The organism is Roseiarcus sp., assembly GCF_052145395.1.
Classification (GTDB): domain Bacteria; phylum Pseudomonadota; class Alphaproteobacteria; order Rhizobiales; family Beijerinckiaceae; genus Roseiarcus.
This window is the reverse complement of sequence record NZ_JBKQOT010000766.1, coordinates 1-11,857: the sequence shown is the minus strand read 5'-3', so window position 1 is coordinate 11,857 and position 11,857 is coordinate 1. Positions and strand designations below refer to the sequence as shown.

Annotated in this window: 10 protein-coding genes and 1 pseudogene; 7 read left to right on the top strand and 4 right to left on the bottom strand. The window is 67.0% G+C overall.

Translation table 11 applies throughout. The features are described from left to right. Window positions 1–492: 492 nt before the first annotated feature. Window positions 493–2,433 carry a hypothetical protein gene (locus tag ACLP25_RS26275; protein WP_442472056.1) on the top strand — a complete coding sequence of 647 codons (1,941 nt, stop codon included), beginning with the start codon at window positions 493–495 and terminating at the stop codon, window positions 2,431–2,433. Window positions 2,434–2,471: 38 nt separating this feature from the next. Here the strand turns inward: ACLP25_RS26275 and ACLP25_RS26270 are convergent. The 4 genes and pseudogenes from ACLP25_RS26270 to ACLP25_RS26255 form a co-directional block, all read right to left on the bottom strand. Further along, window positions 2,472–2,961: pseudogene (locus ACLP25_RS26270) on the bottom strand (DoxX family protein). A 12-nt stretch (window positions 2,962–2,973) separates the two neighbouring features. Next, on the bottom strand, window positions 2,974–3,765 hold the full coding sequence (locus ACLP25_RS26265) for an HvfC/BufC N-terminal domain-containing protein (RefSeq protein WP_442472055.1): 792 nt from the start codon (window positions 3,763–3,765) through the stop codon (window positions 2,974–2,976). Continuing rightward, a complete protein-coding gene (gene bufB / locus ACLP25_RS26260; protein WP_442472054.1) occupies window positions 3,749–4,639 on the bottom strand; it encodes an MNIO family bufferin maturase in 891 nt (296 codons plus the stop codon). The genes ACLP25_RS26265 and bufB overlap by 17 nt, the downstream gene beginning before the upstream one ends. Before the next feature lie 70 nt (window positions 4,640–4,709). Then, window positions 4,710–5,045: a BufA1 family periplasmic bufferin-type metallophore gene (locus tag ACLP25_RS26255; RefSeq protein ID WP_442472053.1), complete on the bottom strand. Its 336-nt coding sequence runs from the start codon at window positions 5,043–5,045 to the stop codon at window positions 4,710–4,712. A gap of 551 nt (window positions 5,046–5,596) precedes the next feature. Here ACLP25_RS26255 and rcdA point away from each other — a divergent pair. The 6 genes from rcdA (at window position 5,597) to ACLP25_RS26225 (ending at window position 11,297) form a co-directional block, all read left to right on the top strand. Continuing rightward, a complete protein-coding gene (gene rcdA, locus ACLP25_RS26250; RefSeq protein WP_442472052.1) occupies window positions 5,597–6,145 on the top strand; it encodes a protease adaptor protein RcdA in 549 nt (182 codons plus the stop codon). Between the two features lie 127 nt (window positions 6,146–6,272). Next, window positions 6,273–6,932: a thiamine phosphate synthase gene (locus ACLP25_RS26245; protein ID WP_442472051.1), complete on the top strand. Its 660-nt coding sequence runs from the start codon at window positions 6,273–6,275 to the stop codon at window positions 6,930–6,932. Beyond that, a complete protein-coding gene (locus tag ACLP25_RS26240; protein WP_442472050.1) occupies window positions 6,929–7,915 on the top strand; it encodes a tetratricopeptide repeat protein in 987 nt (328 codons plus the stop codon). Before ACLP25_RS26245 ends, ACLP25_RS26240 begins: the two co-directional genes overlap by 4 nt. Before the next feature lie 81 nt (window positions 7,916–7,996). Continuing rightward, window positions 7,997–9,823: a phosphogluconate dehydratase gene (edd, locus tag ACLP25_RS26235; protein WP_442472049.1), complete on the top strand. Its 1,827-nt coding sequence runs from the start codon at window positions 7,997–7,999 to the stop codon at window positions 9,821–9,823. A 205-nt stretch (window positions 9,824–10,028) separates the two neighbouring features. Next, on the top strand, window positions 10,029–10,496 hold the full coding sequence (locus ACLP25_RS26230) for a pilus assembly protein N-terminal domain-containing protein (protein WP_442472048.1): 468 nt from the start codon (window positions 10,029–10,031) through the stop codon (window positions 10,494–10,496). 21 nt (window positions 10,497–10,517) lie between these two features. Then, window positions 10,518–11,297 (top strand): DUF1499 domain-containing protein, encoded by a 780-nt coding sequence (locus ACLP25_RS26225; protein ID WP_442472047.1) that lies wholly within the window; start codon window positions 10,518–10,520, stop codon window positions 11,295–11,297. The last annotated feature ends 560 nt before the right edge of the window (window positions 11,298–11,857 follow it).

The window sequence follows — 11,857 nt, the reverse complement described above, 5'->3', positions numbered from 1 at the left end:
TTCTCTCAGGTCGTCAACCTCCACATGCCTCGCCCGACAGGCCCGGTGCTCCATGAAAACCTCCATCAGAACGCGGCCGATTCGAACAGATTCGGGCTATGCCTCGCTAACGCGAATTGAGCCTTCTCTTTTGACGGCGAGATCGACGGGGAACTCGAAATCGCCTTCACCGGAGACGAGGGGAGGCGGAGAGTCGCGGACGTCAGGATTGTCAGTTTCGCCGAACCGATCGTCGTCGATCTCGAGGAGTCCGTCGACAAATTCGAGATCGTCGGCTATCGAACGCCGAGCCTGGAGCGTCTGATCCTGAGAGGCGCCTTCGTCGAATACCTGTCGGCCCGAGGCGGGCAGCGAAAAAAGGCGCCGACTTGGGGCGCGGCCGCGGTCGCACAGAAGGAGGCGCGCGCCGATCGCGCGGCGGGTTCGGAGCCCTTGGCAGAGCGGCCCCCAAAGGAAGAGCCGATCTATGGTCGCGATGACGACGGAAGGCCGGTGCGCTTCCCTTGCACCATTCCCCCCGACGGGATGCGCGTGCACGACGCTTACGGCGTCGGCGCCCGCAACCTGCTACGGGCGGATTCGGCGATAGCCTTCCGGATCAATGACCACGGCCGGATAAGCGAGAGTAACCTGTTCTTCGGCCCCTATTTTCGCCTCGAGCCGGGCGATTACACAATCCGGATCGACGGAGACCTTCAAGGCCGCCTGCGGATTCGGCTGACGCAGAAGTTCGCTTCCGAGACCCTCGTCGACACGATCGTCAAGAGCTTCAAAGATCCGATCCGCCTGAAGCTGACGAGTCCGGCGGAAAAGTTCGAGGTCATCGCCGACCGGGTCGATGACACGCGGGCGGTGACGGTGCGCGCGATCGAGATCGCGCGCGAGCCGACGCCGCTCAACGGGAGTCCGGGCCCACAACCGACGATTTCCGGCGAGCGCCCCATTTTCCGCAGCCAGAAGCTGGCCGCGGGCGCGAAGCGTCCGGACGCGCCGGCGGCCCGCAGCCTCCTTCGAGACAGCGGAGGGCGCGATCTGCCGCTCCCCCTGAAGCTCCCGGCCGCATCCCTGCATCCGGCTGACGCATTCGGCGCCGTCGAAGCGAACCGGCTCCGGCCGGGCGGGTCGATCGTCTTCAACGCCGAAACGATGTCCGAGGAGCTAATTCTCTTTTCTGGGCCCTGTTTTCATCTCGAGCGCGGGATCTATCTCATTCGGCTGCGAGGATCGTTGGAAGGTTTGCTCGGATTGAGGTTCACCAAGAATCTGGGCGTCGATCGGCTGCGGGAGGTCGCAATTTCGCGCTTCGACGAGCCGGTGCGGATCGTCGTGAGCGAACCGGCCGACAACGTCGAGATCACCGGGTACAGGATGAAGGCCACGCGATCGCTGACGCTGGACTCGATCGAGATCGACGCCGTCCCGATCGAGACGAACGAAGATATTGGACCTCCCGGTCCCCGCGCCGAAGCGCTGAATACCGCGCACGCGGTCGGCGCGCCCGTTCCGCCCGTGGCGCGGCGGCGCTCGCCCAAGACGCTGGTCTTCTGCACCGCTTTTTCCCATGTGCACGACTACTGGGACGCGCGGTACGGCTTGTGGGTCAAGGCGCTCCAGTCGTCGGGGCTCGAGTTCGACACGATCCTTATGGTCGATGACGGTTCGAGCACAGTCCCCGACTGGCCCGGGCTGGCGGTCTGGACCGACGCCGAGCCGCTTCCGCATCTCGACGAGCTGCCGGAGGTGATTCTTTATCGCTTCCAACAGCGGCTCGGCCGCAGGAGCGTCGTCGATTTTCCTGGCTGGCATCGCTCCTTCACTTTCGCGGGAAAGTTCGCCGAAGCTTATGGATTCGAGAAAGTGATCCACATCGAATCCGATTGCTTTCTGGTCAGCGAGCGCATCCAGAGGTACGTCAACGATCTGAGAGCCGGTTGGACGGCCATGTGGAGTCCGCGGTACGAATTTGCGGAAAGCGCGATCCAGATCGTCGCCGGCGACGCGATGCGCCGTTTCCAGGACTTCGAACAGATTCTTCCGCAGCAGAGACTCGTAAATCACGGTCTCGAAGACGAGCTACCTTTGGACATCGTTGAAATGACGTTCAAGGGCGATCGTTATGGGGAGTATCTCGACCACGTCCCGCAGGACGCGGACTACATTGCGCAAGTTCGCGCGGAACAGCCGCCGCAGTACTTCTGGTGGCTTGATTTGGGCGACGAGAGCCGCGTGCCGGTCCTGACGGAGTTCTCATTGACTCGCGACCGGGCGCTGGGCGGCGTCCGCACGAAAGCACCCGGCGAAGAACACTCCAAGACAGGAGACTCGCCCTCAAGCCGGCTTGCCTCAGCGAACTCGGCAAGCCGCATCGGCGACGCTCCCGACAAGACGCGCGGCGAGGCCGACTCCGTCATGGACTCGCTTCGCCCGGCTTAAGCGTGACGAAAGGTATCGGCCTCGCCCGTCCCTGCGCCCTATTTCGAGAAAAAGCGCGCGAGCGCATGGTCGATCGAGACCGGACCCGGGCCAAGGGCGATGATCGCGGTCGCGAGCGCCGCCCAGGGAAGATGGAAGTTCTGCCATCCGTCGGGGACGACGAGCTGGATCACGCCCGTCATGACAAGCAGGCCGAATGCGCTGAAGCGCGTCGCCAGTCCGATCACGAGCAGCACGGGCAGCGCGATCTCCGCCACACCGTCGACGAAGGCGATCAACCCGGGCGCAGGGAAATCGAAAGCTTGGCCGAAGACGTGCAGCTTGAACTCGTCCTCGAACAGGTATTCGGCGGCCGGCGACAGCGACAGAAATCCAGTCCACTTGGTGAGGCCCGACTTGAAGAACGGAAGGGCCAAAGCGATCCGCAAAAAGCGGCGGCGCGACCCAATGGGCGGTCCGAGCGAGCCCGTTGAGGACCGCGCTCGCCGTCCGCACCGCCCGGAGGTCGGAAATGGCGATGTCAGTCATGGGTTGCGATCCTCAGTTTGACGTTGCCTTGCGGTTGACTTCTTCGGCGCCGACGAAGGCGCCCATGGCGATCAATGCGACGAGATTGGCCGATAAATCGAACCGATCGTCGGCGCGGAGCGCGGCCTCGGCCGCCTCGGCGAGCGTCAATCGCGCGGCGAGCGCGTCGACGAATTCCGCGCCGCCCGGCGCACAGACGCGCACCTCGACGTCGGCCTCCGGCGGCAAAACGAGCCCATCCTCGCCGCCGGCCTCAAAGTCGACGGGCTTGGGAACGCCGTCGGCCACGTTCATTCGCCAGACCGTCACCGCCGGAAGCCGCGAGCGCACGACGCGCAGCGACGGATGGACGAGAAGCCGGAGCCCGACGGCGTCACAGGGCGTCAGCGGGGCGAATGCCTCCGCCGTGAGCGGTTGCGCATCGGCGGCGTGATAGGCTTCGGTCCAGGCGCGCTCGATCCGCGCGACGTCGGCGAGGTAGGGCAGCGGATCGGCGGGTTCGAAGGCGGCGACGAAATCGGGGAAGGTTTCGCCGTAGTCGAGCAGGACCGGCGAGCGCGGCGGCTCGGCCGTCACATAGGCGCGGGCCATGGCTCGGAAGAAGTCTTCGCCGACAATCCTTCGCGTGACCGGGAAGTTATCGCCGATCGCGTCGATCAGGCCGACGACGACATTGTTGCGATAGACCGCAAAGCGCCGCTCGCTCGCCTCGCGGTCCGGCCCGACGAATTCGCGCGAGGGCTCGACCGCCGGATTCAGCAGCGCCGCGGCGAAGGCGCGCTGGAGTTCAGGCCACGGCGGCATCGGCGCGTTCCTTCCGGCAAGCAGCCGCCAGGACCCGTTCAGCGCGCAAGGCTTCCCCGTGAAGCTCCGGCCACGCCGGCACGTTGGCGTCCCATTCGATCAGCGTCGGCGCCGGACCGAGACGGGCGACGGCGTAGGCGTAGAGGTCCCATACGGAGGCGTCGACGGGCCGATCGTGCGCGTCGATCAAAAGCGGACGCTGCTTCTCGTCGATGTCGGGGGCGAAGCCGGCGAGATGAATCTCCTGCACGTGCGTCAGCGGAAAGGCGTCGATGTAGGCGACCGGGTCCAAACCCTGATTGGTCGAGGTGACACGCACGTTGTTGACGTCGAGCAGCAGGCCGCAGCCTGTCCGCCGCGCGACCTCGGCGATAAAATCGGTCTCCGAAAACTCAGCCTGAGCGAAGGCGAGATAGGTCGAGGGATTCTCGAGCAGCATCGTGCGCCCGAGCGCCTCCTGGGTCTCGTCGATGTGATCGACGACGCGATGAAGCGTCTCCGTCGTGTAGGGAAGCGGCAAAAGGTCGTTGAAGAACGCCGTCTCGTGGGTCGACCATGCGAGATGCTCGGAGAACAGCGCCGGCTGATAGCGGTCGATGAGGCGACGGAGCCGTTGAAGATGCTCGCGATCGAGCGCTTCGGCGCCGCCAATCGACAGGCCCACTCCATGGAGCGAGAGGGGATAGCGCTCGCGGATCGCGGTCAGCCAACGATGCGGCGGGCCGCCCGCGCCCATGTAATTCTCGGCGTGGACCTCGAAGAAGCCAATCGCCGGATTGGTCTCGAGAATCGCGCGATAGTGCGCGGGTTTCAGGCCGACCCCGGCCTCAGCCGAAAGCACGAACGTGCGCCGGCTTGCTGCAACGATGCTCATGATGAGCCCCCGAGGGAAGAGCGGGCGGCGGATCGGGTCGCCGCCCGGGAAAAGGTCGGCTCTTCGCGCCCTAGCCCTTGGGCGTCAGGCTGCCCATGCCGTTTGGCGTCTGCATCGCGGTGCACGTGCCTTTGGCGACGAGCTTGAACGAGTTGCCCTGATAATCGGCGCTGCTCGTTCCCGCGCAGGTCGTGCCGGCGCCGGCGAAACAGTCGTTCTGGCCCTTGAGCGCGACTCCGAAGCACTTCTCGAACTTGCCGGTGTTCAGCGTCTCCATCGTCTTCATTTGCTGCTTCTTCATCGCGTCCTCCATGTTGTTCTGCGCGATGGCCGAGGACGCGGCGAGCGCGCCGACGGCTGCGGCGAGAGCGCCGGCGACGAGAGCGGACATCTTGGCGTTGGACATGGTCATTCCTCCTTGAACGTTTCGCGCGGCCGCCCCAGGCGGCGCGCCGGCGAACCGAAGCGGCTCACAGGACGATCTTCGACGCTTCGGAGAATGTTGTTACAGGTGGCGAACGAGCGAACCTGCCGGCGCTCGCTGCAATGCGCCCGTTCCCAAGGAACGGATCGGCGCCGCAGCCGAGGGAGCGTGAACGACCGTTCGGATAGGGGGAGGGCGGCTCAATTCGAGACGGCCGCCGTCGCCTTTCGGCGCCCGCGTCCCGGATTCGACGCCTCGGGGTCAGCTTGCGACCCGCTGCGAGGGTTAAGGAATCGGAGGAACGCGGGTTGTGGCTCCGGGATGCGGCCTGTTCTGCTCGGCCCTTCCGACCAGCCGACCCCCAAGGCCGCCTTCGGGCGGATTTTCCCTTGCGTCCTCGGCGGACCCGAAGCTGGCGCGTTAACGTTATTTCTGGGTTAATGCCCGCGAGCGGCGTTTGGGCTTTATACTTGCTTGGCGTGTTCCCGAATGCGGGAGCGCGGCCGTCTCTCGCCCGGGATGGGAGTAAAAGTATGAATCGCCAGTTCGACGGATGGAAGCGCCTCTCGGGCGCCGCGGGCCTGCCGCCGGGCGCCATTCCATTCATTCACCGGCTGACCGCCTCGCCGGCCTTCAGGGACCTGTTCCGCGAGGGGATGGCGCTGGTCGAAGAGGCGGCCGCCTATCTCGACGGGCCGGGACGCGCGGAGTCGCGGGCCCTGCCGAGAACGGCGGCGCTTGCCTACGCCACCGAGAGCATGCGGCTGACGACCCGCCTGATGCAGGTCGCCTCGTGGCTCTTGCTCCAGCGCGCGGTCAACGAGGGCGAGCTGACGCCGAATCAGGCGCTGACCGAACGGCACCGGGTCAAACTCGCGCGCCAGGACCTCGCTTGCGCCGCCGAAACCTTCGAGCAACTGCCCGCGACCCTGCGCACGCTCAGCCTCCGTTCGCTGCGTATCCAGGAGCGGGTCATCCACCTCGACCAGAGCCTCGTCTGCGCCCGGACGCCGGCGGTGCTGGCGCGCGGCAGCGCGGTGGCGGCGCAGGTCGAGCGGCTGAGGGCGGCGTTCTCGAACTGACGGAAGCGCCGCCCGCGACCCCGTTGCGTTTGGCGCCGGGAGCGCCATCGAGGGCGGCCGGACTTGCCACGACCCGCATTTGGCCGCATTGGTCGACGACATAAGTCGTTCCCAATCGCTTCCGGTCATGCCGTCCACTCCGCCTCGCCAGTCAACGTGCTCGATCACCCTCGTCACCCCCCCATTGTCGGCGACCAGCGCGCCTGCATTCGGGAAGGTGTTCGCCGAGGTTCTCGCCGCCGCGCCAATCGCAAGCGCCCGCGTGCGCTTTGCGCCCGGCGCCGAAGGCGTTGCCAAGGCGATCATCGCGCCGCTCCTGAAGGCGTCGGCCGCGGCCGACTGCGCCCTGATCCTGGACGGAGATCCACGCCGCGCCGCGCGTCTCGGAGCTGACGGCGCGCATGTCGACGGCGCCGGCGAAGCGCTCGACGAGGCCCTCGACAGTCTCAAACCCGAGCGGATCGTGGGCGTCGGGGGTCTCAAAATGCGCGACGACGCGATGACCGCCGGGGAGAAGGGCGCGGACTATGTCATGTTCGGCGAGCCGCGCGGCGCCGCTCCGCCGATGGCGCTCGAACTGCTGCTCGAGCGGGTCGGCTGGTGGGCGGACATCTTCGAGACGCCTTGCGTCGCCTACGCCGAATCGATCGAGGCGGCCCGTCGTCTCGCCAGAGCGGGCGCGGATTTCGTCGCCGTGGACGACGCGGTCTGGGGCGCGCCTTCGCCGGCGGAGGCTGCGCGGGCGCTCCACGCGGCGGTCGCCCGAGCTGCGGCGGAGGCGCCATGAGGCTGCTCGCGCTTGCACTCGCGACGTCGCTTACCGTGGCCGGGGCTGCCACGGCTCAGACGGGCGCCCCCAACGCGACGGCGCCGGCGCCGTCTTCGCTTCCCTCGCTCACGTCGCCGCTTCCGCCCCGTGCGGACGGCAAGCCGCCGGACTTCGCTTTCGGCGCTTACCAGCGCGGCAACTTTCTGTTCGCCTTGCGCGAAGCCGAGCGGCGCCTCGACCAGAATCCGCGCGACGCCGCGGCGATGACCCTGATCGGCGTCATCTATCGTGACGGCGCGGCGGAGGGGAAGAACGATCTCGAAGCGTCGCGCTGGTTCCGCTTGGCGAGCAACCTCGGCGACCCGCAGGCCGCTTATGAGCTCGGGGCCCTGCTGCTCGAGGGCGCGAACGGCGTGCCCAAAGACCGGGACGCGGCCAAGGCGCAGTTCGAGCGCGCCGCGGCCCAGAACCAGGCGACGGCCCTCTACAATCTCGGCGTCATGGCGCTCGATGCGTCGGACGGCCGGAAGCCGGATTTCGCCGCGGGGGCGCAATTCTTCCTCAGATCCGCGAACGCCGGCGGCGACGACGGCGCCTACTCCTACGGCGTCATGCTGCGCGAAGGCAAAGGCGTGCCGCAGAACCTCGCGGAGGCCGCGCGCTGGCTGAAGCGCGCCTCTGATGCGGGTGTGATCGCCGGGCAGGTCGAATATGCGATCATGCTGTTCAACGGCGAAGGCGCGCCTAAAGACGAAACCCAGGCGGTTGCCATTCTTCGCGTGGCGGCGGCGAAGGGAAACCCGATCGCCCAGAACCGCCTCGCGCATCTCTATGTCGACGGCGTCGTGGTCGGCCGCGACCTGGCGCGAGCGGCGGCGTGGAACGCGTTCGCCAAGGCCGGCGGCCTGCAGGATCAGGGCCTCGACGTCGCGACGGCCAACTTGACGCCGGACGAGCGCAGTCGCTTCACGCGGATCGTTCGCGGAACGATCGGAAACTGAAGGATCTGGGGGGTTGTGAGCCGGTCCAGCGCGCTGGAGCGCTGCGGCGGAGCCCGTTCTTGCGGGTAACAGGAGGCAGGCATGACGGATCTCAACGCCCGCGTCGGCGAAGTCACCGAGCGCATAGCCGACCGGAGCCGGGCGACGCGACGCGCCTATCTCGACCGGATCGACGCTGCGGTCGCCAAGAGGCCGGCGCGAAAGCGACTGGGTTGCGCCAACTTCGCCCACGGCTTCGCCGCTTGCGCCCCCGGCGAGAAGGAGACGCTGCGCGACGGCGACGGACCCAATCTCGCGATCGTCACCGCCTACAACGACATGCTGTCGGCCCATCAGCCGTTCGCCCGCTTCCCCGACATCATCAAAGAGGCGGCTCGCGCGGCGGGCGGATCGGCCCAGGTCGCCGGCGGGGTTCCGGCGATGTGCGACGGCGTCACCCAGGGCGAGGCCGGGATGGAGCTCTCGCTCTTTTCCCGCGACGTAATCGCGCTCTCGACGGCGGTCGCGCTGTCTCACGACATGTTCGACGCCGCGGTCTACCTCGGCGTCTGCGACAAGATCGTGCCGGGGCTTTTGATCGGCGCGCTGTCGTTCGGCCATCTGCCGGCGGTGTTCCTGCCGGCCGGGCCGATGCCGTCAGGCCTCCCAAACGACGAGAAGTCGAAGATCCGGCAGCTCTTCGCTGAAGGCAAGGCGTCTCGCGCCGACCTCCTGAAAGCCGAGGCCGAGGCCTATCACGCCCCGGGCACCTGCACGTTCTACGGCACCGCCAACACCAATCAGATGCTGATGGAGATCATGGGGCTCCATCTGCCAGGGGCGTCGTTCGTCAACCCGAATACGCCGCTCAGGGACGCTCTGACCATTCTCGGGGTCAAGCGCGCGCTGGAGTTGACCGCGCTCGGCAACGCCTTCACCCCGATCGGCCACGTGATCGACGCGCGCGCCGTCGTCAACGGCGTCATCGGCCTGCATGCGACTGGCGGCTCGACCAATCTGACTATCCATCTCATTGCGATGGCCGCAGCGGCGGGCATCGCGCTGAGGTGGGAGGACTTCGCCGACCTCGCCGAGGCGACGCCCTTGCTCACCCGCATCTATCCCAACGGCAAGGCGGACGTGAACCATTTCCACGCCGCGGGCGGCATGGGGCTGCTCATCCGCGAACTTTCGGAGGCGGGTCTGTTGCACGCCGACGCGCGCACGGTCTGGGGCGAGCGGCTCGCCGATTACACGGTCGAGCCGCATCTGGACGACGCCGGCGAGATCTGCTGGCGTCCCTCGCCCGAGACGTCGGGCGATCCGAACGTCCTGCGCGGCGCGGCGGAGCCGTTCCAGGCGACAGGCGGTTTGCGGGTGCTTGAGGGGCGGCTCGGGAGGGCGGTCATCAAGACGTCCGCCGTTGCGCCCGAACGCCACGTGATCGAAGCGCCTGCGCGGGTGTTCCACAGCCAGGAGGAGCTGCACGCGGCCTTCCGCGCAGGCGAACTCGACCGCGATTTTGTCGCGGTCGTGCGCTTCCAGGGCCCGAAGGCGATCGGCATGCCCGAACTGCACAAGCTGATGCCTCCGCTCGGCGTACTGCAGGATCGCGGCCACAAGGTCGCGCTCGTCACCGATGGACGTCTCTCCGGCGCCTCGGGAAAGGTGCCCGCGGCGCTCCACGTGACCCCGGAGGCGGCGGCGGGCGGAGCGATCGGCAAGATCCGCAATGGCGACGTTGTGCGGGTGGACGCGCCCCGGGGCCGCCTCGACGTCATCGTCGACGACGAGGTCTGGGCGAACCGCGGGCATGCGGAAGCGGATCTTTCCCGCTCCCATGTGGGGATGGGGCGCGAGCTATTCGCCGCGTTCCGCGGACAGGTCGGCGCAGCGGACGAAGGCGCAGCGATTTTCTCCGCGGCGTGACGCTGCGGCGCCAAAAAACGTTGAGGCTTCGTTCACCAATCGGGGGCGATATTGAGCCGGTCCCCCAAAGAAGGCGATCGACAGAATCAAGGCGCCACGACGTCATGCTCCGACGGCCTCCCTCCTCTCCGGCTGCTGCGGGGCGCGCGCAGACGCCTGAGCTCGCGGTCCCCCGGTCGAACGCCGTTCGCGCACGAGGAATCTGATGCCGTCCCGATTCTGGCTCATTCTGACTTTTATCGTCGCTTTCGGGCCGACCCGGGCGCACCCAGAGACCCCGCCGAAACTGCTCGCCGTGGTGCTCGACCAGGCGATCGTGGCGAAGCTGCCGGCGGGCGCATCGACGATCATCATCGGCAATCCGATGATCGCGGACGTGACCATGCTGAAGACAGGCGCAGCGATGGTCGTCACGGGGAAGGGTTACGGGCAGACCAACCTCATCGCGCTCGACGCCGACGGCGCCGTGCTTCTCGAAGAGCAGGTACGCGTTCTTCCGGCGAGAACGGTTGTGGTCTTGCAGAACGGAACCTCGCACGTATCCTATTCCTGCAATCCCGATTGCATGCCGACGGTGCAGCTTGGCGACGATCCGAAGAGCTTCAATGACGCCGGCGGCGAGATTTCCAGCCGCAACAGTTACGCCATGGGCGGCTCGGGCGGCGGCAAATAGAGCGACCGCCGCGGTGGGCCTTTGCGCCGCCTGACCGTCGCCGAGCCGGTTTCGCGCGCGGCGGTCTGGTCGCGGCGGTTGGCCGTCTTCGCGCTCCTTGTCGCTGGCGTCGCGATCCTGTTGTCCCGTCTGCGTGCGGCGGATCCGCCGGCCGCGCTCACTGTTTTCGCCGCCGCGCTCGTCGTCGCCGGTTTCGCTCTCATGCTCGCGGGGGCTGCGGCTTCGGTCATCTGGCGCGACGGCCTTCGCGGCGCCGGAGAGGCGTTTGTCGGCTTCATCCTGGCCGCGGGCCTGACCGCCTATCCGGCATACCTCGCAGCGCTCGCTTTCACGCTGCCGAAGATCAACGACGTCTCGACCGACCTGGCCTCTCCGCCGTCGTTCCTGCACTCGGCCCGGGCGCGCGCGGCGGGCGCCGGCGCCGAGCCTCCGCCGCCGCAAGACGCTGCGCGGGCCGCACAGCGAGAGGCCTACCCTGATCTTCAGTCGCTCAAGCTGGAGATGGATGCTTTGGAGGCCTACCGTCTGGCGCTTGCCGTCGCCACCGACCTGGGCTGGCGGGTCATTGATCTCGCGCCGCCGAATCCCGCGGGCGGCGGGTCGGCGACCATCGAGGCCCAGGACCGGTCGCTGTTTTTCGGCTTTCCAAGCGACGTGGTGATCCGCATCAGGCCCGGCGCGACGTCGACCGCAATCGACCTGCGCTCCGTCTCGCGGGTGGGCCTGCATGACTTCGGCGCCAATGCCGCGCGCATCCGGAAGTTTGTCGCTGCGTTAAAGGATACTACGCTCGAGCGGTAGACCACACTCGCACGCCGACCCCAAAGATTTGGGGTCTTCCGTGTCTTTGTGGGCGCACCATGCGCAAAGTGTTGGTGGAGAGGGAGGGACTCCCGGATAAATCGCCGACCCTGCGGTCTTCTATGCCCTCGGAAGGGCCTCGGCCGCGACCTCGCGCGGCGACCGCTTTCGCCCCCGCCCTGTCGATACCGGCCGGATTGTCATCATGCGCGGCGGCGGACGCCGCGCGAACGATCTCGCGCAGCCCGTCCTGGCTCGTCAAGAACAGATCGTTGACGACGATCACCAGCAATTCAACCGCCGGACTCGATGTAAAGCTGCTGTTGCAGAACACGACAACGAACGGCGAAGGGGGGGCCTCCTAGGAGCCTCACATGGGGAGCTTCGGGTCAAGGGGTGAGATTCATTCGTGCATAGGTCAAACTCCGAAGGCATGTGGACGGCGGTCTGAATCCGCGCTTATCCGGCGCGGCGCTGAAAACTGGCACAAATTTTGCCGCGAACTCTTGGCGGCCAGAGTGCGGAGCGATGGATCCCTGTCAACGCCGCAAGCCGCCGGA